A 21,692-nucleotide genomic window follows, 5' to 3' on the forward strand; every position below is an offset into this window, starting at 1 on the left:
GATGTCCTAGAGCTCCACGCCCAGATGCTTCGCCACGGCGAAGATGTCCTTGTCGCCCCGCCCGCACATATTGAGCACGACGTCGCCGCCCTTGCCCACTTCTTTCGCGATCTCGCCGACCCGGGCCAGCGCGTGGCTGGGCTCCAGCGCCGGGATGATTCCCTCCAGCTTCGCGCACAGCTGGAACGCCTCCAGCGCCTCCTCGTCGGTGGCGGCGCGGTACTCGGCGCGGCCGATGTCCTTCAGCCAGGCGTGTTCAGGCCCGATGCCGGGGTAGTCGAGCCCGGCCGAAATCGAATGGCCCTCGAGGATCTGGCCGTCGGCGTCCTGCAGCAGGTAGGTGCGGTTGCCGTGCAGCACGCCGGGGCGGCCGCCCTGGATCGAGGCGGCGTGGTCCGGCGTGTCGAGCCCGCGCCCGGCCGCCTCGACGCCGATCAGACGCACGCCGGCGTCGGCGATGAACGGATGGAACAGGCCGATGGCGTTGGAGCCGCCGCCGATGGCCGCGACGCAGGCGTCGGGCAGCTTCTCGCGGCGCGCCAGCATGGAGGCGCGCACCTCGCGGCCGATCACGCTCTGGAAGTCGCGCACCATGGCCGGATAGGGATGCGGCCCGGCGGCGGTGCCGATCAGGTAATAGGTGTCCGCGACGTTGGTGACCCAGTCGCGCATGGCCTCGTTCATGGCGTCCTTGAGCGTGCCGCGGCCCGAGGTCACCGGCACCACCTCGGCGCCCAGAAGCTTCATGCGGAAGACGTTCGGCGACTGCCGCTCGACGTCGGCGGCGCCCATGTAGACCACGCACGGCAGGCCGAAACGGGCGCAGACGGTGGCCGTGGCGACGCCGTGCTGGCCGGCGCCAGTCTCGGCGATGATGCGGGTCTTGCCCATGCGCATGGCCAGCAGGATCTGGCCCATGCAGTTGTTCACCTTGTGGGCGCCGGTGTGGTTCAGCTCGTCGCGCTTGAACCAGATGTCGGCCCCGCCGTGGTGCTCGGTCAGCCGCGAGGCGAGATACATCGGGCTCGGGCGGCCGACGTAGTCGGTCAGAAAGCCGTCCAGCTCGGCCTGGAAGGTCGGGTCGGCCTTGGCCGCCTCGTAGGCCGCGTCCAGTTCGTGGATCAGCGGCATCAGGGTCTCGGCGACGAAGCGGCCGCCGTAGGGGCCGAAGCGGCCTTCGGCGTCGGGCCAGGCGTAGGCGTTGGGAAGGCTTGCGTTCACAGGTGGAGACTCGCGCGGGGGAGCGGCGGAAATCAGGCCGACCTCGCCGCCTCCAGGAAGGCCGCGATCCGGCCGGGGTCCTTAACACCCGGCGCGCTTTCGACGCCAGAGGACACATCGACCGCAGGCGCGCCGGTGATCCGCACCGCCTCGGCCAGATTGTCCGGCGACAGGCCGCCGGCGAGGAACCACGGGCGGGCGAAGGCGCGTCCGGCCAGCAGGGCCCAGTCGAAGGCTGCGCCGACGCCGCCGGGAAGGGCGGCGCCTTCCGGCGGCTTGGCATCGAACATCAGCCAGTCGACCACCGGCTCGAAGGCCGCGGCGGAGGCGACGTCGTCCGCCGTGCGCACCGGCAGGGCCTTGATGATCCCCGCGCCGGTCAGCAACCCCGCCCGCGCCGCCTGCTCCGGCGTCTCCGAGCCGTGCAGCTGGACGAGGTCGGGCCGGAGGATGAGGGCGATTTCGGTGAGCAGGGCGTCGTCGGCGTCGGCGGTGACCGCCACCACCCTCGCCCGCCCCCGCGCCCGCTCGAACAGGGCGGCGGCGGCGATCAGCTCAAGGTGACGAGGGCTCTTCGGAAAGCTGACCGCGCCGACGAAGTCCGCCCCGCCGTCCAGCGCGGCGTCCAGGGCGCCGGGCGTGGTCAGGCCGCAGATCTTGGTCAGGACGCTCATGCGGAGAAGATGGCGGCGATCTCGCCGTCGTCCAGCAGCCGCCAGTCGCCGGGCGCCAGATCGTCGGGCAGCGCCAAGCCGCCCAGCCGTTCCCGGTGCAGCGTCTCCACGTGATTGCCCACGGCCGCGAACATCCGCCGCACCATGTGATAGCGGCCCTCGGTCACCGATACCCGCGCCTCCGTCGGCGACAGGACCTCCAGCCCCGCCGGCTTCAGCGGCCGGTCGTCGCCCTCCAGCATCAGCTCGCCGGATGCGAACAGCGCCGCCTCGCTCCCGGTCAGGGGCCGCGCCAGCGTCGCGCGGTAAATCTTGGCGACATTCTTCCTGGGACTGATCACCCGGTGCAGCAGGTCGCCGTCGTCGGTCATCAGCAGGAGGCCGGAGGTGTCCTTGTCGAGCCGTCCGATGGTCGAGATGGCGGGGTCCCGGCGCCGCCAGCGATCCGGGAGCACGTCGTAGACCAGCGGCCCGTCCTCCTTGTGCGAGCAGGTCATCCCGACCGGCTTGTGCAGCATCAGCGCCAGCCCGTGCGGCGGGTCCAGCGGCTCGCCGTCTATCCGCATCCGCGCCGTCAGGTCGGGCGTCACGGGAATCCGGCGCGACACGTCATCCACCTCGACCCCGTCCAGCGTCACGCCGCCGGCCCGGGCCAGCCTGGCCATTTCCGCACGCGAGCCGTAGCCGAGCGAGGACAGCAGCTTGTCGATGCGGGCGGTCGGAACCCTGCTCACTTCACCGCCTCGAACACCTTGTAGCCGCCGGCGTCGGCGACCATGCGCACCCGCTTGAAGGCGGCGTCCAGCTCGGCCTCGTACGGCAGATGCCGATTGGCCACCAGCCACAGGACGCCGCCCTTCTTCAACAGACCGGCGGCCTTGCGAATGAAGGCCTGGCCCAGTCGCCTGTCCTCGGCCCCGCCGTCATGGAACGGCGGGTTGGTGACGACGAAGTCGAGATCGCCGGTCTCGGGCAGGGTGCGTGCGTCGGCCCAGTCGAAGGTCGCCCGCGGATCCTGGACATTGCGCCGCGCCGCGGCCACCGCGCGCCGGTCCAGATCGATCAGGCGCAGCGCCGTCACGGCGGGCGAGCGCAGCACCACGGTGGCGAGGGCGCCGTAGCCGCAGCCGAGATCGATCCCCGCCCCTTTCAGTTCGGGCAGCACCTGGGCCAGCAGGGCCGATCCCGGGTCGATGCGGTCCCAGGCGAACACGCCCGGCTGCGACCAGGCGTCGAGGCCGGGCACGACGCGGGGAGCGCCGGCGGCGATCGCCGTACCCAGTTCCGGCAAAGATCCCGTCGGCCGAAGGGCGACGCAGCGGCGGTGGTGGGCCTTGGCCGTCTCCGCGACCTCCAGCCCGAAGGCCCGCAGCTCCTTGCCCAGACGCGAGCCGCCCTTCGCTTTGGGCGCCATCACGTCCAGTCGCCCGCCGGGCCGCAGCGCCCGCAGCGCCAGGGCGAGCACATGGCGTCGCTCCAGCACGCCCGGCGGGGCGTAGACCGTCACCGCTGCGGCCGAGCCTTCCGGGATCTCCTCGAGGGCGGCGGAGCCGGGGATCAGCGGCGATGTCTGGACGGCGTCGCCGGGCGGATCGAAGACGGCGGGCGGACGGCCGTAGAGCAGGGTGGTCATGCGGCGCCTATAGCCTCATAGCCGCCGCGCGCGAAGAAGCGGGTTTCAGACGCGATGGTCCGGCAGGTCGGAGCCGACAGGGGCCCGGTAGCATTCGCAAGCGGCGTGCTCGAGCGCTGCGCGATCGATCACGTTGATGCGGCCGCGGGCGTAGCGGATCGCGCCCCGGTCGACGAGCGCCTGCGCACCCTCGTTCACTGTGGTGCGCTGCGAACCCAGCATGGAGGCCAGATATTCCTGGGTCAGGTTCAGGACGTCGCCCTGCACCCGGTCGTGACACCGCAGCAACCACTTGGCCAACTTCTGGTCGGCCCGGTGCAGCGCGTGGCAGGCGGCGCTGCGCTCGAGTTCATGCTGCAGTCCCGTCTGGAAATGTAGCAGGGCGTTCCTCAGCGTTGGACGGTCGGTCGTGAGTTCGCGCAGCCGGACCGCCTCAATGCTGAGACATGAGCCGTCGGCCTGGCAGGTCACGCGAGTCGCGCTCCGCGCAGGAATGAGGGCGGCCTCCGCGCCGGCCGCGCCCTCGCGGCCGACCATGAACACCTCGACCGACCTGCCGTCGCTCATCTCCCCCACGGCTGAGATGACGCCGTCGAGAACGAAATGGACCTTCAGGATCGGGTCGTCCGGTGCGCAGAACTCGTCGTTCACCGTCATGTTGCGGCGAGCGCAAAAGGCGAGCACGGCGGCGCGGTCGTCGTCGGGAAGGCTGTCGAGGATGAGGTTGGTCGAGGTTTCGGCCATGGCTCATGAACCGGGCCGTACGGCGAAGGTTCCGGATCAGCCGCGACGGTCGTCCCGCACCGAGGCCGTGGCGCGGTAGCATTCGCAGGCCACCCGCTCGAGCGCCGCGCGGTCGAGCACCCGGATACGGCCACGGGAATAGGCGATGGCCCCCGCCTTCTGCAGCCCCTGCGCCGCCTCGTTCACCGTCGTCCGCTGCGACCCGAGCATGGAGGCGAGGTATTCCTGGGTCAGGTTTATGGTGTCGGCCTCGACCCGGTCGTGGCTGCGCAGGAGCCACTTGGCGAACCGTTGCTCGGCGCGATGAAGGGCGTTGCAGGCGGCCGACTGCTCCAGCTCCCCGTGCAGGTCGGCCGCGGACCTGGCGATCACGTCCCGGATGCCCGGTCGGGCAGCGCAGAGTTGTCGCAGACGGGCGGCTTCGATGCGGCGCGAGCTCCCATCCACCTGGGCGGCGTTGCGGGTGAAGGCCCGATGGGGAACGATCGCGGCCGCAGACCCGGTCAAGCCTTCCGGGCCGATCATCACCGTCTCGACGGTGCGACCATCCTCCAGCACCGCCACGGACGAGGCGATGCCGCTGTCGATGAAGTGGATGTGCTCGATCTCGTCGCCGGGCTCAAAGAAGATGAAGCCCTGCCGAAACTCGGCGCGGCTGCAGTGCTGCAGCAGCGCCTCCCGGTCTTCGGCTCCCAAGGCGTTGATCAGGCGGTTGCCCGGCGGAAATCCGCTCATACCGGGCGCATAGGGCGATCCGACGCAGCCCGTCTGCCGGAACTCGACTTAGCGTTGCATCCACTTCGCCGGCCGTCGGCCCGGGGCCGGGAAGGAGCGGGCGGTGGATGGCCTTCCACCGAGGAGCGGGGCGCCCACCGGCATGACCTCGGACGCGGCGCGTTCCATCCGGATCACCATCCGGTCACCCTCCCAGACCTCGACCCCCAAGGCGCTGCCATGTTGGCCGAGCTGGCTCATTCCCTCGCGTGCGGCCGCGCCGTCATCCGCGCAATCCGAGAAATCGAGCGTCGGCCGCTCGCCATCGGCCCCGATAAAATGGAACTGATACAATGACATCCGCGCCTCCACTGGGCGACACGGTTACGCGGATCAGTGCGGTTCGTCTGTCGGATGCACGACAGGGCCGCCGCTCAGGCGCTCCCGCGCGGTCCGGCGGGCCGGTTGGCGTCGCACAGCGGCCGCTCGGCCGCCCCGAAGAGGGTTCCGGCCGGGACCCAGCCGCGCAACCTCCGGGAGCGGACCTCGCACCACCCCTCCTCGCACGCCTCGAGCGCGATGAGCGAGCGTGGCGCGAGCCGCGCCCTGACCGGCGCGTCCGCCGACCGGCCGGCGCGGATGGGCGTTTCGAGAGCCTCGGGGTTGAACAGGCTGCGGCGGCTGGACACCACACTGCGGTGGACCCAGGCCACCGATCCCTCCGGATCGCAGATCTTTCGCCATTCGCTGGTTTCGGCGATGACCTGCACCGGCAATCCGGCGGCCCGGTATTCCCACAGGATCCGATAGTCGAGACCTGGCCCCTGCCGGGCGTGGACCTCGCTCGACTTCAGCGACAGCCAGCGCGGCACCGGCTGGCCGCTCGGGGTCGGCCGCCCGTCGGGCATGCGATCCCCCGCGCCGGCCAGAACAGCGACGGCCAGGGCGGCGGCCACGGTCGCCGAACGGACAAGACCGTCTGGAGCTTTGCGGGGCGGAGAGTTGGCCATTAAACGGGGGCGTGTGGAGTGGAAGGCCGAATGTCGACATCCAGGCTTAAGGTCGTATTAACCAGGCGCCTCCCGGACGCCGTCGAGACGCGTCTTCGCGAACTGTTCGACGCGGAACTGAACCTCACCGACGCGCCGATGGAGCGAGCGGCGCTCGAGGCTGCGGTTCAGCGCGCCGACGTGCTGGTCCCGACCATCACCGACGCCATCGACGCGGACCTGATCAGCAGGGCCGACGACCGGCTGAAGATGATCGCCAACTTCGGCGCCGGGGTGAACCACATAGACGTGGACGCGGCGGTGGCGCGCGGCATCGTGGTCACCAACACGCCGGGCGTCCTGACCGAAGACACGGCCGACCTGGCCATGGGGCTGATCCTGGCGGTCAGCCGCCGCATGGTGGAAGGCGCCCGCGTCGTCGAGGAGGGCCGCTTCGAGGGCTGGACCCCGACGTGGATGTGCGGCCGCAAGCTGGGCGGCAAGCGGCTCGGCATCGTCGGGATGGGCCGGATCGGCCAGGCGCTGGCGCGGCGCGCCCGCGCCTTCGGCATGCAGGTTCACTATCACAACCGCAAACCGGTCCCGGAGCTGGTGGCCGAGGAGCTGGGCGCCACCTGGTGGGACGATCTGGACCAGATGCTGCCGCGCATGGACGTGATTTCCCTGAACTGCCCGGCGACGCGCGAGACCCATCACCTGATGTCCGCCGCCCGGCTGGCGCGGCTCAAGCCGGAGGCGCTGCTCATCAACACCGCACGCGGAGAACTGATCGACGAGGCGGCGCTCGCCGCGGCGGTGGCGGCCGGCGCCATCGCCGGCGTGGGGCTGGACGTCTTCGAGCACGAGCCGGCGGTGCACCCCGGACTGGTCGGCCGCCCCAACGTGGTCCTCTTGCCCCATCTGGGCTCGTCGACCCTCGAGGCGCGCCAGGACATGGGCGAGCGGGTGATCACCAACATCCTGACCTTCGCCAACGGCCACCGGCCGCCTGACCGGGTGATCCCGGCCATGCTCTGATCGATCGTCAGCCGCCGCACGACGGACAGGCGGGGTCGGCGGCGATGCGGACGGTGCGCGCCGTCCCGGCGAGACCGTCGTAGATCAACAGGCGCCCGGTCAACGCTTCGCCGGTCCCGACGATCAGCTTGATCGCCTCGAGGGCCGACAGCGAACCGACCACGCCCGCCAGCGCTCCGACGACGCCGACCCGGGCGCAGGTCTCTGCGTCGGGCGGGGCTGCGGGAACCAGGCAGCGGTAGCAGGGCCGCCCCCCGAACACCGCGACCTGCCCGCTCCAGCGCCCGAGGGCGCCGGAGACAAGGGGTATGCCGAGAGCCAGGCAGGCGTCGGAGACGGCGAACCGGGTCGCAAAATCGTCCGTTCCGTCGATGACCAGGTCGCAACCGTCGAGCAGTCGCCGGGCGCTGGCCGGGGTCAGCCGCTCGGGCCGGGTCTCGACGACGACATGGGGATTCAGGGCCGTCAGGGCCTCGGCGCCGGCGTCCGTCTTCCGCCGGCCCACGTCCGCTGTGGTGAAGACGATCTGGCGCTGCAGATTGGACGCGGCGACCGCGTCGTCGTCGATCAGCCGCAAGGTCCCGACGCCCGCCGCAGCCAGATAGAAGGCTGCCGGAGACCCGACGCCGCCCACGCCGACCAGCCCCACGCGCGCCGCCTTCAGCCGTTGCTGCCCGGGCCCGCCGATCTCGGCGAGGACCAGATGCCGCGCATAGCGGTCGATTTCGTCGTCGGAAAAGCTCACCCGCCCCTGTTAGGCGGAGCCGGCCGGTCCGTCACGCCCTCAGGCGGCGCGGCGCAGATCGAGCATGACGTCTGCATCGTTGGCGGTGACCTGCGACAGGCAGGGCAGGCCGACCCGCTCGAGCAGCCGCGTGGGGTCGGCGCAGATGTCCATCGGATGCTCGATCCGGCGGGCGGCGATCGGCGCGTCGCTGAGGATGCGCAAGGCGGTGTGGCGCGGATCCTCGCGGAGGCGGCGCAGCAGGCGATCGAGATCGGCGCGCGCGCCCTCGACCACCTGCAGGATGTGGCCGCGGTGGAACATCATGCACCCGGTGATGTGGTCGCGGCGATTGTTGGCCACCGAGACGCCGAGAATCTGCGCGATTGAGAGGGCCGACGCACCCGTCGAGCCGACCGCTTCGCTGGCGAAGATCACGCGATACAGCAAAGGCCTTGCCTCATTCAGCCCGAACAGGGTGACGATTTCGCCCTGTAACAGGTTACATCGGCATCAATGTGGCGGCGAGGAACAGCGTGCTTTCAGCGCCTTCCGCTTGCCGCGCCGCATTTCGGACGCCATCTGAAACGGATGATGAATCCCGACTTCCCCGAATGGCACGGCACCACCATCCTGGCTGTGCGCAAGAACGGCCGCACCGTCATCGCCGGCGACGGCCAGGTCTCGATGGGCCAGACCATCGTCAAGGGCGCGGCGCGCAAGGTCCGCACCCTCGCCGGCGGGCGGGTGCTGGCCGGTTTCGCGGGCGCCACCGCGGACGCCTTCACCCTGATCGAGCGGCTGGAGGCCAAGCTGGAGCAGTACCCGGACCAGCTGGCCCGCGCCTGCGTCGACCTGGCCAAGGACTGGCGCACCGACCGGTACCTGCGTCGGCTCGAGGCCATGCTTCTGGTGGCCGACCGCGACAGCATCCTGACCGTCACCGGCGTCGGCGACGTGCTGGAGCCGGAGCACGGGGTGGCGGCGGTGGGCTCGGGCGGCAACTACGCCCTGGCGGCGGCCCGCGCCCTGTACGACCACACCGAGCTCGATGCCGAGACCATCGCCCGGCGGGCCATGGCCATCGCGGCGGACATCTGCGTCTACACCAACGGCAACCTGACCGTGGAGACGCTCGAATAGCGCCGGCGGCCATCCAGCCGCCAGCGCTTCTTCACACCGCGGAATCAGGCCGCGGCGGCGATTCCGGCTTCAGCCAGCCATTCGACGATCTTGCCCTTGGGCATGGCGCCGACCTTCATCGAGGCCATCTGGCCGTCCTTGAACAGCATCAGGGTCGGGATGCCCTTCACGCCGAGGCGCGACGGGGTCATCGGGCTGTCGTCGATATTGATCTTGGCGATGGTCACCTTGCCGGCGAGTTCCTCGGAGATCTGCTCCAGCGCCGGACCGATCTGCTTGCACGGGCCGCACCACTCCGCCCAGAAGTCCACCAGCACCGGCTGGGAGGCCTTGAGCACGTCGGTTTCGAAGCTGTCGTCGGTGACCTTGACGGTGGCCATGTAATCTCTCCGTCGGCCGCGGCCTGGCCGCGGCGGCATCTGCAGGGGCCGGACACTCTGGAGTGATTCCGGCGGTTCGCAGCGGATGTGGGGCGATCCGCCGCGCAATTCAACGCGTCCGGGCGGCCTCCAGCAGCTCGGCCGGGACAGGCGTCAGGCGCGGGCCGTCGGTCCAGACCAGCGCGGCCTCCACCCGCCGATCGGGATAGAGCCGGCCCAGCACCGAGGCGTAGACCGACAACTGGTGGATGTAGGCCGGGTCGGCGTCCTCGGCCCGGTCCGGCGCGGGCCGGTTGGTCTTGTAGTCGACGACCAGAACCCGATCGGTAGTGATGACCAGCCGGTCGATTCGGCCGGACACGGGCACGCCCTCGAACTCGCCGGCAATCGCCACCTCGGCGCGTGAGCCGGGACCGAACACCGGCGCGAACCGGTCGTCCCGCAGCACGCCCAGAGCGGCCTCGATCATCTCCGCGCGCTGCGCGTCGCTGAGGTCTCGCTCGCGGGACAACAGCCGTGCGGCCGATCCGGGCCAATCCCCGGCGGGCAGGTCGGGGAGTCGCTCCAGCAGACGGTGGATCAGGTCGCCGCGCCGGAAACGGCCCAGCGGCGCGCCGCCGGCTCCCGCCGTGGCCAGCGGGGACGGGGCGGGAATGCGCAGCATCTCGCCCATGCGGGACGGGGCGGCCACGCGCGCCGCCCGGTCGGGCGCGGGGCGGGCCTGCGCCCAGGCCGGGATCGTCGTAACCGCGCCGGCCGTCGGCGCCGCGGCGCCGGTCGCGCCGGGCCCGGTGCCGAAGCGCAGCCGTCCGCCGTCCAGCAGTTTCACCTCCTCCGGTCGCGCCTCGGCCAGCCCCGCGAAGGTCCCGGCGATCACGTCCCACCAGCTGCCGGGGTCGAAGCCCTCCTTGGGCTTGCCCAGCTTGCGGCCCATGACGATCAGCCGGTCCCGGGCGCGCGTCAGGGCCACATAGAGCAGGCGAAGGGACTCGGCGTCGGTGCGATCGACGCGCGCCTGCCGCACGGCGGCGGAGGCGGCGCAATCCTGTTTCGAGCTGGACGGGCACATCAGCCAGGCCTCGCCGCCGTCGTCCAGCGTGACCGGCATCAGGGTCGGACCCTGCGGCTTCGCCTTCGAGGTGGTATCGGGCAGGATGACGATCGGCGCCTCCAGCCCCTTGGCCCCGTGCACGGTCATCACCCGGACCTCGTCACGGGCGCCCTCCATCTCCCGCTTCACCTCGACGTCGGCTTGCTCCAGCTGGGCCAGGCAGGTCTCGAGGTCGTGGACGCCCCGCGCCTCGGCGGCGAGGACCTGGGCGAGGGTCTCGTCGATGGCCTCCTCCGCCTCGCGGCCCAGCCTGCAGAGGATGCGGGCCCGCCCCGACCGTCCGTCGGGTCCGATCCGGTTCAGCGCGGTCGAGAAGAAGGCGAACGGGTCCCGGTCCCGCGCGGCGATCAGCTCGCGCATCAGGTCGCGCGCGGCGGCCCAGGCCGGCCGTTCGTCGCCCCGCCGCTGCAACTCGCGCCACAGGGAGCGGCCCTGCCGGGCCTCCTTGTCGGCCAGCGGGTAGAGGGCGTCCTCGCGCCCGAAGTCCGGCAAGTCGCAGAACGGGCTGCGCAGGATTTCCGCGAGGGACAGGTCATCGTCGGGGAACAGGGCGAAGCGGGCGAGCGCCATCAGGTCGTCGAAGACGATGTGCGCCTTGAGCTTCAGCCGGTCCGCGCCGGCCACCGGCACGCCCTCGGTCTTCAGCGCCCGGATGATCTCCTCGAAGGTGGCGTCGCGACGGCGCACGAGCACAAGGAAGTCGCCGTACCGGGCCGGACGATGAACCGGTCGCTTCTCCGCGTCCGTCGTCCACACCGAAGCGCCGGCCTCGACCTGCGTCCTGATCTCACGCGCCAGCGCCTGGGCCAGCTGTTTGCGGGCGCTGCGGGAATCCTCCTTGTCGACCGGGGCGTTCCACGCCTCGCGCTCCGGCGTCGCCGGATCCTCGAACAGGGGCCAAAGCTCCACCGAGCCGTGCTGGCCCATACGGGCGGGGCGGTGGACCGCGATGTCGCCCGTCTCGCCGGCCAGGGCCCGGGTGCGGTCCGGACCTTCGAAGGCGGCGTCGACGAAGGCCAGCACCTCCTCCGTCGAGCGGAAGGAGGTGTCGAGCGGAACCTCGCGGAACCGCTCGGCCGGTATCAGAGCCGCATGGGCCTGCGCCTCCTGCCGGAGACGCTCGGGACGGGCGCCCTGGAAGGAGTAGATGGACTGCTTCTCGTCGCCGACCGCGAAGACGGTGCGCGGAATGGCGGCCGCGCGCTCTGCGCCCTCGCCGGCGAAGAAGGGCTCGGTCAGGGCGCGCAGGATGTCCCACTGCTCGGGCGCCGTGTCCTGGGCCTCGTCGATCAGCACGTGCTCGACGCCGCCGTCCAGCTTGTAGAGCACCCAGGCCGCGGTGGCCCGCCGGGTCAGCAACTCGACCGTCCGCGACACAAGGTCCGTGAAGTCGAGCGCCCCGAGATGACGCTTGCGGGTCTCGTAGAGGGCGGCGTGGACCCGGGCGAGGATCAGCAGCTTCTGCGTCTCGTCGGCGATGCGGGCGGCGCGGACGCCGTCGAGGCTGGCCAGGTACTTGTCGGCGATGCGGCCCAGCCAGTCGGCGATCGCCGGCGGCGCGGCCTTGGTAGTCAATCGCTTGCGCGGCTTGCCCTCGGTCAGAAACACGGGGCCGAGCGTGGCGAAGCTCCAGCTGTCGGCTGCCTGACGCATGCGGGCGGCGCAGTCCTGGTCGCTGCTGGACGCGCCGGCCAGGGCCGCCGCCGCTTCCAGCCATTCGTCGCGGTCGAGCCAGCGCATGAAGTCGGCCTCGACTTCGGCGGCCGAGCGTTCGTCGGCGCCGACCAGCATGCGCGGGGCGGGCGCCGTTCCCGCCTCGATGCGGTCGAGGTAGTCCAGCAGCGCCTCGCGCCGCGTCTCGACCGTGTCGAGCAGCGCGTGGAAGGTGCGGAAGTCCAGCTCGACCGCGAAGTGGGCGTAGGCCTCGCCGACGGGTCCCTCCGGGTCCTCCAGCGCCAGTCGCGCCAGATCCTCCCGGGCGGCGTGCGACAGGTTGAGCGCGGCCTGGTCCTCCAGAACCTCGAAGCCCGGCGACACCCCGGCCTCCAGCGGGAAGCGCCGCAACAGCTTCTCGCAGAAGGCGTGGATGGTCTGGATCTTCAGCCCGCCCGGCGTCTCCAGCGCCCGGGCGAACAGCCGGCGCGCCTCGGACAGTTCCGCGCCGGACAGGCCGGCCGGATCGCGCCCGTCCAGTTCGGCCAGTTCCTGCGCCAGCCGGCGATCGTCGGCGACGGCCCAGCGGCCGAGCTTGTCGAACAGGCGCGCCTGCATCTCGGCGGCGGCGGCCTTGGTGTAGGTGACGCACAGGATCTCGCCCGGCTTCACCCGCTTCAGCAGCAACCGGGCCACGCGGTTCACCAGGGTGGTGGTCTTCCCCGAGCCGGCGTTGGCGGTGACGAAGACCGACAGCCCGGGGTCCGCCGCGGTCGCCTGGTGGGCGCGGGCCATGTCGAGGGCGTCGGTCATTCCGGGGCCTCATCCTCGCCGCCGACCACATGCCACTCCCAGACCCGGGCGAGGTGATCGTAGTTGCCGCCGAAATTGCCCATGAACTGGGGCGCCACCCACGAGGTGTAGGGGGTCGCCTCGTCGTCGAAGAGGGCGACGCCCGCCTTCAGCCGCTCCAGCTCGCGCTCGGCCAGCTGGGCCGCGGTCAGGGCGTTGTTCTTCGACGGCCGCGCCACGTCGTCGACCCTGGCGGGATCGCGCCGACCGATCAGGCGCACGTAGAGCAGCTCGGTGGCCTCGGTCGGCGGGGCGGGGAAGCCCCCGGCGGCGAGGATGGCGGCGCTCAGGGTCAGCTGCGGCGCGAAGCCCTGCACCACCTGCTTCTGGGTGGGCGCCGGGCCGGTCTTGAAGTCCATCACCGCGGCGCCGTGGGCGTCGAGCTCGATCCGGTCGGCGCGGGCGGTGAGGGTGAAGTGGCCGCCCGGCGCCTCGAAGGTCATCTCGCCCTTCTGTTCGATCAGCAGGGTGGCGCCCCGGGCGCGCCTCTCGCGCTCGAAGCGCTCCAGCCACAGGGCGCAGTTGCGGGCGAGCGGCCGCTCACGCGCCATGGCCGCATCGCCGAAGCCCGCATCCAGGAGGGCGTCGTGCAGGAAGCGCTCGATCTCGTCGGCGCAGTCCTCCGGCAAGACGCCGGGCCAGGTGTGGACGACGCGCTCGACGGCCGCGTGGATGGCCGTGCCGCGGGCCAGGGCCTCCGCCGACTCGCCGGGCCGGTCCAGCTTCTTCAGGCCGAGGATGCGCTCGGCGTAAACGGCGTACGGATCCCGCACCCAGCGCTCGATCGAGGTCACCGGCAAAGCCCGCGGACGACGGCTGACCGGGGGCGTGGGCTCAGGGCGACGCGCATAGGCGGGCGTGCGGCTCGCGGGCGCGTCCAGCCCACGGGTCCACTCGATCACGCCTCGCGGGGCGGCGATCCGCACGGGCGTCTCCGGCGCGTCCGCGCCTCGGGTGAGCATGTCCAGCCGCCACAGCCAGCGCGAGCGCACGGCCGGTTGGCCGCCGCGGCGCTCGCTGTGCACCAGCACCACATCTCCCGCGCAGGCGGCCTGGATGAAGTCCTGGGCGCTCTGCCCGATGCGCCGTTCGGGCGGAGGCAGGCCCAGCGCCGCCCGCATGGGTCGCGACAGGAAGGGGTCGGTGGACGCCGCCTGCGGCCAGACGCCCTCCTCCAGCCCGGCCAGGATCATCCGGTCCGCGCGGACCAGCCGCGCCTCGATGGCGCCGAGGATGCGCAGCGACGGATGGGTGGCCCCGCCCGTGCGGACCACCGCGTCCGCCAGCAGTTCGCCGATGAGATCCACCAGATCGCCGGCCCCGATCATCCCCAGCGACGCCCCGCCTTCGATCAGCGCCGACAAGGTCTGCGCCGCCGCCTCCCCATCGGGACCGGCCCAGGCTTCCTGTCCAGCGAGGCGTTCGACAAGCCCGGTCAGCTCGCGCGCGGCGACGTCCAGGGAAGCGCCCGGGGCCAGCCGGACGGCGACGGGTTCGACAAGCTCGCGAAGGCGCACGGCCAGGCCGCGCGCGGCCGCGATGCGGGCGACGTGGCTCTCCGATCGGGCCCGAACGTCCCGGTCCGGCGCCGCCGCCCGCTCCAGCCTCAGCAGCAGGCGATCGAAGTCCGCCGGGCGCGGCCCCCGCAGCCCGAACCGCTCGAGGGCGGCGGCGGTCCGCGGCAGGTCCGGTTCTCCGGCGTCCAGCCGGACCAGCGGATGCTTGAGCAGGCCGAGCAGGGTCTGCGGGTCCGTCGGATCGGCGATCCAGCGCGCGCACAGGCCGACCAGCACCCCGGCCGGCATGCGCTCCAGCGGATGGCCGGCGGAGGCGTCCGCGACCACGCCCCAGCGCTCCAGCCGCGCCGCGACGCGGCGGCCCAGCTCCTGGTCCGGCGTGACGAGGGCGCAGGTGCGACCCGCCGTCTCCAGCGTCTCGCGCATCATCAGGGCGATGGCGGCGGCGGCCTCCTCCTCGTGCCGAACGGGGAGAATGGACAGGCCCTCCAGCCCTTCGGCGATGGGATCTCCCGCCGCCCCCGCTTCGGCGGCCCGGGCGCGGAGGTCGCGGATCGCCGCGCGCCAGTCGCCGGTGGCGTCGGCGGGACGCAGCGCCTCGTTGATCAGGCGCTGGCGGGCGCGGCCGCGCCGGGCGAAGGCATCCTCCTCCGGCGGCCGGAACCATGGTCGCACCCTGTCGCGGGAAACGTCATGGCGCTCGAGCAGCCGTTTCAGGGCCCGCTGCGGGTGCTGTTCATTGTCCGCATCGATCTGCGCCCAGACCGCCTCGTCCAGCTCGAAGTCGAGGCCGGGAAGGACGACGCAGCCCCGCGGGGCGCGCGCCACGGCCCCCAGAACGGCGGCGGCGGCAGGCACGGAGCCGGTCGAGCCGGCGGCGATCACCGGCTGCTCCGGCGGGCGAGCGTCCCACTGTTCGGCGAGGCGGCGCAGCAGGGTCGCGCGACGCCAGGCAGGATCCACCAGACCGAGCTCCGCGAGCCGCGCCGGCCATGCCTCGACCGCCAGGCCGAGGAACTCGGCCGAACGCCGCCAGTGCTCGGCCATCTCGCCCTCGACGAGGGTGGCGACGCGCTGCGGCTCCGGAATCTCCTCCAGCTGGCAGGAGTCGAGGAAGGCGCCGAGGGCGTCGGCGAGGTCGAGGGCGCGCACCGGCGTCAGGGCGGAGTCGAAACGCTCGACGATCATCCGCGCCATCTCGAAGCGGCGAGTCAGCGGCGCGATCGCAGGCGGCAGGTCGAGGCCGACCTCGCCCGGGGCGAACGGCGGTTCGTCCTCTTCCAGGTCGCCCAGCGGCCGGACCTGCGGCAGCAGCACCGGCCGGCCCCCGGCGGCCTTCGCGAGCGCCGCGCCAAAGGCCCGGGCGGCGCGGCGGTTGGGCAGCAGGACCACCGCGTCGGACAGCGTCTCCGGCGGCCGCTCGCCGAGCCAGTCGAGAACGCCGGCGGCGAGGTCCTCGAGAAAGGGACGCCGCGCCTCGATGGCGCACCAGCGCGGGGCCTCGCCGGCGAAGGGGTCGAAGCGCCCGCTCATTCCCCCGCCAGCCGCGCCTCTGCGGCGTCACGGGCCTGGGGATCGCCGACGTGCATCCAGTCCCCGTCGAGGACGCAGCCGTAAAGACGGCCGCCGGCAGCGGACCGGCGCCAAAGGGCGCTCAGCGAGAACGGCCCCTCGGGGCCGGCGGCGACGTAGTCGGGCCGGCAGATGTGCACACCCATGTAGGCGAAGGGGGCTGCCGGCGCGTCGCCCCGGAACGCCAGCCGACTGTCTTCCTCCAGGAAGAAGTCGCCGTCGCCCTCGAATCCGATCGAGCCCTCGCGCCGCGCGAGAAGAAGCGCCGCATCCATGATTGACGGATTCCACAGGCGCGCGAGTTGATTCAGCGCGTCGCCGCGATCGATCCAGACGCTGTCGATATTGGCGACGAAGACCGGGTCCTCGCCGAGCAGGGCGCGGGCCTTCTTGAGCCCGCCGCCGGTCTCCAGCAGCTCCGCCCGCTCGTCGGATATGGCGATCCCGGGGCCCCGGCCGCGGGCGGCGAGGTGGGCCTCCAGCCGGTCGGCGAACCAGTGGACGTTGACCACCGCCCGCTCCACGCCCACGGCGGCCAGCCGGTCGAGGACATGGTCGACCAGCGCCTTGCCCCCGACCTCGACCAGGGCCTTGGGCCGGTCGTCCGTCAGCGGACGCATGCGCGTGCCGAGGCCCGCGGCCAGCACCATGGCGGTCTTCGGCGTCATGCTCGTCTCTCTTGCGGGACATGCCGGGTGAACCACGCCGACACCGCCTCGAGGCCGGGCTCGCCGAGGTTCCGGTTCAGGTGGTCCCACACCCGTGGCATGAACTGGCGATACCGTGGCTTGCCGTCGCGGGCAATCAGCCGCGCGAAAACCCCGAGGATCCGCGCCTCGTTCAGAGCCGCGAGGGCGACGTAGTCCCGCCAGTAGGACTCGCGGTCGACCATCATCACCTCGCAGTAGTGGTTGAAGGCGACCGCCTCGAGTTCGCGCGGCACGTCGCGGCGGGCGTCCTGCAACAGGGAGTGGAGGTCCCAGACCGGGTGGGCCAGCACCGCGTCCTGGAAGTCGATCAGCCCGACGCGGCGGTGATCGACCCGATCCGGCCGCCAGATCAGGTTCTCGGCGTGATAGTCGCGGTGCGCGATGGTCCAGGCCTTCTGTTCGCCCATGGCCACGACGGGCGACCAGGCGGCGCGCCACTCCTCCCGCGCCGCCGGCCCGAAGTCGAGGTCGGGGTGCAGCTGCGGCAGCCACTCGATGAACAGGTCCGCCCCGCCCTGCAGGGCGACCGCGTCGTAGGTCAGCAGCGGCCAGTCGCCGGCCGGCCCCTGCATGACCTCGGGCAGCACGGCGGCCATGTGCAGCCGGGCGAGGGCGTCCACCGCCGCCAGGTAGAGCGGCGCCTGGGGTTCGCCCCCGGCGATCACCCGCGCGAAAAGATCGTCGCCGAGATCCTCGATCACCGCCAGGCCATGCGGGGCGTCGACCGCCACGATCTCGGGCGTCGACAGGCCTGCGTGGCGGAAGTGCTCGGCCACGGCCGCAAAGGCCTCGATCCGGCCGGCCGACAGACGCGCGACGGCGTTCCAGCCGGCGGCGTGGCGCTGCTCCGGACGCCAGGAAGGGTCGCAGGGCCGGGACTCCGCGGCCGGCGGCTGGTCCATCAGCATCAACGTGGCCCCGGCCGGCGTGGTCAGCCGCTCGTAGCGGCGCGTCGAGGCGTCGCCGGGCAGGGGTGCGCGCGCGGCCTCGCCGAGCCCGGCGGCCGTGAGGAAGTCGCGGCGCAGCTGTTCACGGTCAGACATGCAGGTCCATCACCTTGCTTTCCCACGCCCCTGCGCCAGAAACGGTCGCACGCCGCCCGCCGCCCGCCTCGGCCAGCGTGACCGACAGCCGGTCCGGTCCCAGCCAGGCGGCCGGATCGTCGCCCAGGCGCTCGGGCCATTCGATCACCGCGCAGCCCTCGTCCAGCGCCTCGTCCAGGCCGATCTCCGACGCCTCCTCCGGACGCGTCAAACGGTAGAGATCGAAATGCGCGACCGGCGGCTCGCCTTCGTAGAACTGGACCAGGGTGAAGGTCGGCGACGGCACGTCCTCGTCCGGCCGCGTCAGGGCGCGGATCAGCCCCCGGGCCAGCGTCGACTTGCCCATGCCCAGCGGCCCGTACAGCAGCACCGTCTCGCCCCGCCCCAACAGGGTCGCGATCGCGGCGCCGAGGCGGCCGGTGGCGTCGGCGTCCGGAAGGTCGAACACGGTCTCAGGCAAAGTCGGCGTCCGGCTGGCCGGGCAGCACCCGCTCGGTGAACGCCTTGAGCGCATAGGTCGCCTTGCCCGCGTCGATGTCGAGCCGGGCCGGGGAGATCGGTTTGCCGACCTTCAGGTGGAAGGGCTTGCGGCGCTTGTTGAGCAGCTCGTGGAACAGGGTGACGTCGCGCAGTTCCTGCGACACCCGGTCGAAGGCGTGGAACAGGCGGGAATAGGGCCCCGACACATGGATCGGGATGACCGGAGCCTCGTACTTTCGGGCCAGCGACGCCGCCGTGGGGGCCCACTCCGGATCGATGACCGATCCGTCCTTCGCGACCCGCGCCAGCCGCCCTGCAGGGAACATCACGACGCAGCGCTCGGCCTCGAAGGCCTCCCGGGCAGCCTGGAGGGTGGCCCGGGTCTTTTCGCGCGTGCGCTTCGCGACCACCCACTCCACGGGGATCACGGCCTCGCCCAGCCGCGGCGAGACCCGCAGCGCGTCGGCATTGGCGAAGAAGACGGCGTCGTCGCGGCGGGCGGCGACCAGATCGTAGACGGCGATGCCGTCTGCGATGCCGGTCGGATGGTTGGCCACCACGATGCAGCGACCCGAGGCGGGGATCCGGTCGGCGTTGAGGGCCGACACCTTCAGGTCCAGCAGGTCGCTCATGTAGGCCAGGGCCTCGGCCCCGGAGAGCGGCCTCACCGCATCGGCCATCCGCACGGCGTGGTGGTAGTTCAGCAGGCGGTAGAGCGCCGGCCGCAGCACCGGCCAGAATGGCGATGTCGTCAGCCGCGGCGCGCGCTCGGCGATCAGCACATCGCAGATGTGCGGCTCCGGCCGGGCGTCGGGCATGAAGGTTTCGGCGGTCATTCAAAACGGTTGTCGCCGCTCCTGCGATGCTCCGCAAGCGTCCGCAGCAACCCTCGCCATTGACGCCCGGACGGGACGGCGCCACGCCTTCGCCCCGAGAGAATTCGCCTGCAGAGGAAGCCCGAATGTCCCGAATGTCCCGCCTTCTGACCAGCCTGAGCGCCGTGTCTCTGCTGGGGGCCGCCCTCCCCGCCCTCGCTGAGTCGCCCGCCGCGCCGGTCCCCGCCGCGGCGACCGCGCAGCAGCAGCAGCAGGCCTTCGACTACCGGGCCATGATCACGGCCAACCGGCTGGGCGATCCGCAGGTGTCCCCGGACGGTCGCTGGGTGGTCTACTCCGTCACCACCACCGACGTGGAGGCCAATCGCCGCTCGGGCGCCCTCTACATGATGGACCTGCAGAACCCGGGCGAGCCGCGCCGGCTGGCCATCAATGATGGCGGGGCCAACACCGCCCGCTGGGGCGGCGACGGCAAGCTGTACTTCCTGTCCGGCCGTTCGGGGTCCAGCCAGGTCTGGCGGGCCGACGCCGACGGGACGAGCCCGGTGCAGGTCACGCGCCTGCCGCTGGACGTCAACGCCTACCGCCTGAGCCCCGACGCCTCGAAGGTGGCCGTCTCGCTGGCGGTGTTTCCGAGCTGCGGCGATCTCGCCTGCACGGTCGACCGGCAGAAGGCGGTCGCCGACGATCCATCGACCGGCATGGTCTACGACCGGATGTTCGTGCGCCACTGGGACACCTGGAACGACGGCACGCAGAACCACCTGTTCGTCGTCAACGCCGACGGTTCGGGCGAACCGGTCTGGGCGACCCGGAACCTCGACGGCGACGTCCCCTCCAAGCCCTTCGGCGACGAGAGCGAGTTCACCTTCACCCCCGACGGGCAGGGACTGGTCTTCTCGGCCCGCGAGGCGGGTCGCTCGGAGCCGTGGAGCACCAATTTCGACCTCTACCAGGTGTCGCTGGCCGAGCCCGGCCGGCTGACCAACCTGACCGACGACAATGACGCCTGGGACACCGGCCCGGTGTTCTCGCCCGACGGTCGCACCCTGGCCTACCGGGCCATGGCGCGGCCCGGCTTCGAGGCTGACAAGTACGGCGTCTTCCTGCGCGACCTGGACACCGGCCAGGTACGCCAGATCGCCGCCAACTGGGACCGCTCGGCCGACACCCTGCAATGGTCGAAAGACGGGAACACCCTCTACACCACCGCCGGCGACGTCGGTCAGACGCGACTCTTCGCCATCGACACGCGCAACGGCGTGGTCACCCCGGTGACCGGCGAGGGCCACGTCTCGGCCTTCCAGCAGACGCCCTCCGGCTTCGTTCTCGCACAGGACAGCCTGACCCGGCCGAGCGAGCTGTATGTGAAGACCTTCCTCGGCCGCGAGATGCCGGTCCGCATCACCAATGTGAATCCGCAGCTCGACAGCCTGGCCTTCGGCGAGGCCGAACAGTTCAGCTTCCCCGGCTGGAATAACGAGACGGTGCACGGCTACGTCATCAAGCCGTCGAACTATGTCGAGGGCCGCAAGTACCCGGTCGCCTTCCTGATCCACGGGGGACCGCAGGGTTCGTTCGGCAACAGCTGGTCGTACCGCTGGAATCCGATGACTTACGCCGGGGCCGGCTATGCGGTGGTGATGATCGATTTCCACGGCTCGACCGGCTACGGCCAGGCCTTCACCGACTCGATCAGCCAGCACTGGGGCGACCGCCCGCTGGAGGACCTGCAGAAGGGCTGGGCCTTCGCGCAGTCGCGTTACGACTTCCTCGACGGCGACAACGCCTGCGCCCTCGGGGCCTCCTACGGCGGCTATATGGTCAACTGGATCGCCGGCAACTGGCCGGGCGAGTTCGACTGTCTCGTCAACCACGACGGGGTATTCGACACCTTCAACATGGGCTTCGCCACCGAGGAGCTGTGGTTCACCGAGTGGGAGAACGGCGGCACGCCGTGGGAGAATCCGCGCGGCTACCAGCAGTTCAACCCGGCCAACCACGTGCAGAACTGGCGCGACCCGATGCTGGTGATCCAGGGCGACCTGGACTTCCGCATCCCCACCTCGCAGTCGCTGTCGACCTTCACCGCCCTGCAGCGCCAGGGCATCGACAGCCGTCTGATCGTCTTCCCGGACGAGAACCACTGGGTGCTGAAGCCGGCGAACAGCCTGCAGTGGCACACCGAGGTGTTCGGCTGGCTGGAGCGGCACCTGCGCCCCGCGGACTGAACCGTCTCCGGTCGCCAGAAAAGAGGGGCGCTCCCGTGGAGCGCCCCTCATTCAATTCCGATCAGGACTCTTCGCGAGGGTCCCGGGCCCGGGCCACCGTGGCGGCTCTCTCGTAGCGGACATGCTCCTGCTCGGTCATGCAGCGGGGCGCCTGCCAGGCTGGCGCGTCGCGTCGCACCTGGCGGGCCTCCCGGGCAGTGATGAACACCGGACGTTCGCCGTAACGGCGCACGAAGGCCCGCCGCGAAGCCGCATCCTGGGCGCAGACCACCACGCCGCGCGCCCCGGATGCGCGCTCCGGTGCCTGGCGGGGCGCCTGTTCTGCGCCAGCGGCGGCGGCGGCGGAGGCGACGAACAGGGCGGCGACGCCGCCGACGAAAGCACGTGAAAGCTTCATGGCAGACCTCCTCAGCATCCGGAATTGATC

General features: G+C 71.6%; 21 protein-coding genes. 3 read left to right on the forward strand and 18 right to left on the reverse strand.

Going from position 1 to position 21,692, the window contains the following annotated elements; genetic code table 11:
- Window positions 1-6: 6 nt before the first annotated feature.
- From trpB to BM333_RS01590, 8 genes are all read right to left on the reverse strand, one after another.
- On the reverse strand, window positions 7-1,221 hold the full coding sequence (gene trpB, locus BM333_RS01555; RefSeq protein WP_092306592.1) for a tryptophan synthase subunit beta: 1,215 nt from the start codon (window positions 1,219-1,221) through the stop codon (window positions 7-9).
- A 32-nt stretch (window positions 1,222-1,253) separates the two neighbouring features.
- The gene (locus BM333_RS01560; protein WP_092306594.1) at window positions 1,254-1,895 is read right to left on the reverse strand and encodes a phosphoribosylanthranilate isomerase; all 642 of its coding nucleotides are present in this window, start codon (window positions 1,893-1,895) and stop codon (window positions 1,254-1,256) included.
- Window positions 1,892-2,629 (reverse strand): pseudouridine synthase, encoded by a 738-nt coding sequence (locus BM333_RS01565; RefSeq protein ID WP_092306596.1) that lies wholly within the window; start codon window positions 2,627-2,629, stop codon window positions 1,892-1,894. Before BM333_RS01565 ends, BM333_RS01560 begins: the two co-directional genes overlap by 4 nt.
- Window positions 2,626-3,528: a class I SAM-dependent methyltransferase gene (locus tag BM333_RS01570; protein ID WP_092306598.1), complete on the reverse strand. Its 903-nt coding sequence runs from the start codon at window positions 3,526-3,528 to the stop codon at window positions 2,626-2,628. The genes BM333_RS01565 and BM333_RS01570 overlap by 4 nt, the downstream gene beginning before the upstream one ends.
- A 45-nt stretch (window positions 3,529-3,573) precedes the next feature.
- Window positions 3,574-4,272: a Crp/Fnr family transcriptional regulator gene (locus BM333_RS01575; RefSeq protein WP_092306600.1), complete on the reverse strand. Its 699-nt coding sequence runs from the start codon at window positions 4,270-4,272 to the stop codon at window positions 3,574-3,576.
- Window positions 4,273-4,308: 36 nt separating this feature from the next.
- Window positions 4,309-5,007: a Crp/Fnr family transcriptional regulator gene (locus BM333_RS01580; protein WP_092306602.1), complete on the reverse strand. Its 699-nt coding sequence runs from the start codon at window positions 5,005-5,007 to the stop codon at window positions 4,309-4,311.
- A gap of 48 nt (window positions 5,008-5,055) precedes the next feature.
- Complete coding sequence (locus BM333_RS01585) at window positions 5,056-5,346, reverse strand: hypothetical protein (protein ID WP_092306604.1); 291 nt, start codon at window positions 5,344-5,346, stop codon at window positions 5,056-5,058.
- A gap of 74 nt (window positions 5,347-5,420) precedes the next feature.
- Window positions 5,421-5,942 carry an SH3 domain-containing protein gene (locus tag BM333_RS01590; protein WP_245777102.1) on the reverse strand — a complete coding sequence of 174 codons (522 nt, stop codon included), beginning with the start codon at window positions 5,940-5,942 and terminating at the stop codon, window positions 5,421-5,423.
- Window positions 5,943-6,026: 84 nt separating this feature from the next.
- Between BM333_RS01590 and BM333_RS01595 the strand changes: the two genes are divergently transcribed.
- The gene (locus BM333_RS01595) at window positions 6,027-7,013 is read left to right on the forward strand and encodes a 2-hydroxyacid dehydrogenase (RefSeq protein ID WP_092306606.1); all 987 of its coding nucleotides are present in this window, start codon (window positions 6,027-6,029) and stop codon (window positions 7,011-7,013) included.
- A gap of 7 nt (window positions 7,014-7,020) precedes the next feature.
- On the opposite strand, the gene BM333_RS01600 is transcribed toward BM333_RS01595, so the two are convergent.
- Both BM333_RS01600 and BM333_RS01605 read right to left on the reverse strand, forming a co-directional pair.
- On the reverse strand, window positions 7,021-7,758 hold the full coding sequence (locus BM333_RS01600; protein WP_092306608.1) for a HesA/MoeB/ThiF family protein: 738 nt from the start codon (window positions 7,756-7,758) through the stop codon (window positions 7,021-7,023).
- 39 nt (window positions 7,759-7,797) lie between these two features.
- On the reverse strand, window positions 7,798-8,187 hold the full coding sequence (locus BM333_RS01605; protein ID WP_177221775.1) for a BLUF domain-containing protein: 390 nt from the start codon (window positions 8,185-8,187) through the stop codon (window positions 7,798-7,800).
- Between the two features lie 144 nt (window positions 8,188-8,331).
- Here BM333_RS01605 and hslV point away from each other — a divergent pair, with 144 nt between their 5' ends.
- Window positions 8,332-8,880: an ATP-dependent protease subunit HslV gene (gene hslV / locus BM333_RS01610; RefSeq protein WP_425425110.1), complete on the forward strand. Its 549-nt coding sequence runs from the start codon at window positions 8,332-8,334 to the stop codon at window positions 8,878-8,880.
- 44 nt (window positions 8,881-8,924) lie between these two features.
- On the opposite strand, the gene trxA is transcribed toward hslV, so the two are convergent.
- The 7 genes from trxA to BM333_RS01645 all read right to left on the reverse strand — a co-directional run bounded on the left by trxA (window position 8,925) and on the right by BM333_RS01645 (window position 19,034).
- A complete protein-coding gene (gene trxA / locus BM333_RS01615) occupies window positions 8,925-9,260 on the reverse strand; it encodes a thioredoxin (protein ID WP_092306614.1) in 336 nt (111 codons plus the stop codon).
- Between the two features lie 109 nt (window positions 9,261-9,369).
- A complete protein-coding gene (gene addA / locus BM333_RS01620) occupies window positions 9,370-12,837 on the reverse strand; it encodes a double-strand break repair helicase AddA (RefSeq protein WP_245777103.1) in 3,468 nt (1,155 codons plus the stop codon).
- The gene (gene addB, locus BM333_RS01625) at window positions 12,834-15,926 is read right to left on the reverse strand and encodes a double-strand break repair protein AddB (protein ID WP_092306616.1); all 3,093 of its coding nucleotides are present in this window, start codon (window positions 15,924-15,926) and stop codon (window positions 12,834-12,836) included. Before addB ends, addA begins: the two co-directional genes overlap by 4 nt.
- Window positions 15,923-16,615, reverse strand: a complete 693-nt coding sequence (murU, locus tag BM333_RS01630) for an N-acetylmuramate alpha-1-phosphate uridylyltransferase MurU (protein ID WP_092307553.1) — start codon at window positions 16,613-16,615, stop codon at window positions 15,923-15,925. Before murU ends, addB begins: the two co-directional genes overlap by 4 nt.
- A 14-nt stretch (window positions 16,616-16,629) precedes the next feature.
- A complete protein-coding gene (gene amgK, locus BM333_RS01635) occupies window positions 16,630-17,718 on the reverse strand; it encodes an N-acetylmuramate/N-acetylglucosamine kinase AmgK (RefSeq protein ID WP_092306618.1) in 1,089 nt (362 codons plus the stop codon).
- On the reverse strand, window positions 17,711-18,166 hold the full coding sequence (tsaE, locus tag BM333_RS01640) for a tRNA (adenosine(37)-N6)-threonylcarbamoyltransferase complex ATPase subunit type 1 TsaE (protein ID WP_245777105.1): 456 nt from the start codon (window positions 18,164-18,166) through the stop codon (window positions 17,711-17,713). Before tsaE ends, amgK begins: the two co-directional genes overlap by 8 nt.
- 4 nt (window positions 18,167-18,170) lie before the next feature.
- Complete coding sequence (locus BM333_RS01645) at window positions 18,171-19,034, reverse strand: GNAT family N-acetyltransferase (protein ID WP_092306622.1); 864 nt, start codon at window positions 19,032-19,034, stop codon at window positions 18,171-18,173.
- 125 nt (window positions 19,035-19,159) lie between these two features.
- Here BM333_RS01645 and BM333_RS01650 point away from each other — a divergent pair, with 125 nt between their 5' ends.
- Window positions 19,160-21,265 (forward strand): alpha/beta hydrolase family protein, encoded by a 2,106-nt coding sequence (locus BM333_RS01650; RefSeq protein ID WP_092306624.1) that lies wholly within the window; start codon window positions 19,160-19,162, stop codon window positions 21,263-21,265.
- 61 nt (window positions 21,266-21,326) lie between these two features.
- On the opposite strand, the gene BM333_RS01655 is transcribed toward BM333_RS01650, so the two are convergent.
- Entirely contained in the window at window positions 21,327-21,662 is a 336-nt protein-coding gene (locus BM333_RS01655) for a hypothetical protein (protein ID WP_092306626.1), read from the reverse strand.
- Window positions 21,663-21,692: the final 30 nt, after the last annotated feature.

Origin of the sequence: Brevundimonas viscosa (assembly GCF_900116065.1) — a bacterium.
GTDB lineage: Bacteria > Pseudomonadota > Alphaproteobacteria > Caulobacterales > Caulobacteraceae > Brevundimonas > Brevundimonas viscosa.

Coding starts and splice junctions, on each gene's coding strand:
- addB (WP_092306616.1), bottom strand. CDS start 15,926: ATGAGCGGGCGCTTCGACCCCTTCGCCGGCGAGGCCCCGCGCTGGTGC.
- hslV (WP_425425110.1), top strand. CDS start 8,332: ATGAATCCCGACTTCCCCGAATGGCACGGCACCACCATCCTGGCTGTG.
- BM333_RS01655 (WP_092306626.1), bottom strand. CDS start 21,662: ATGAAGCTTTCACGTGCTTTCGTCGGCGGCGTCGCCGCCCTGTTCGTC.
- BM333_RS01585 (WP_092306604.1), bottom strand. CDS start 5,346: ATGTCATTGTATCAGTTCCATTTTATCGGGGCCGATGGCGAGCGGCCG.
- addA (WP_245777103.1), bottom strand. CDS start 12,837: ATGACCGACGCCCTCGACATGGCCCGCGCCCACCAGGCGACCGCGGCG.
- murU (WP_092307553.1), bottom strand. CDS start 16,615: ATGGTGCTGGCCGCGGGCCTCGGCACGCGCATGCGTCCGCTGACGGAC.
- BM333_RS01570 (WP_092306598.1), bottom strand. CDS start 3,528: ATGACCACCCTGCTCTACGGCCGTCCGCCCGCCGTCTTCGATCCGCCC.
- amgK (WP_092306618.1), bottom strand. CDS start 17,718: ATGTCTGACCGTGAACAGCTGCGCCGCGACTTCCTCACGGCCGCCGGG.
- trxA (WP_092306614.1), bottom strand. CDS start 9,260: ATGGCCACCGTCAAGGTCACCGACGACAGCTTCGAAACCGACGTGCTC.
- BM333_RS01580 (WP_092306602.1), bottom strand. CDS start 5,007: ATGAGCGGATTTCCGCCGGGCAACCGCCTGATCAACGCCTTGGGAGCC.
- BM333_RS01595 (WP_092306606.1), top strand. CDS start 6,027: ATGTCGACATCCAGGCTTAAGGTCGTATTAACCAGGCGCCTCCCGGAC.
- BM333_RS01575 (WP_092306600.1), bottom strand. CDS start 4,272: ATGGCCGAAACCTCGACCAACCTCATCCTCGACAGCCTTCCCGACGAC.
- BM333_RS01560 (WP_092306594.1), bottom strand. CDS start 1,895: ATGAGCGTCCTGACCAAGATCTGCGGCCTGACCACGCCCGGCGCCCTG.
- BM333_RS01650 (WP_092306624.1), top strand. CDS start 19,160: ATGTCCCGAATGTCCCGCCTTCTGACCAGCCTGAGCGCCGTGTCTCTG.
- BM333_RS01645 (WP_092306622.1), bottom strand. CDS start 19,034: ATGACCGCCGAAACCTTCATGCCCGACGCCCGGCCGGAGCCGCACATC.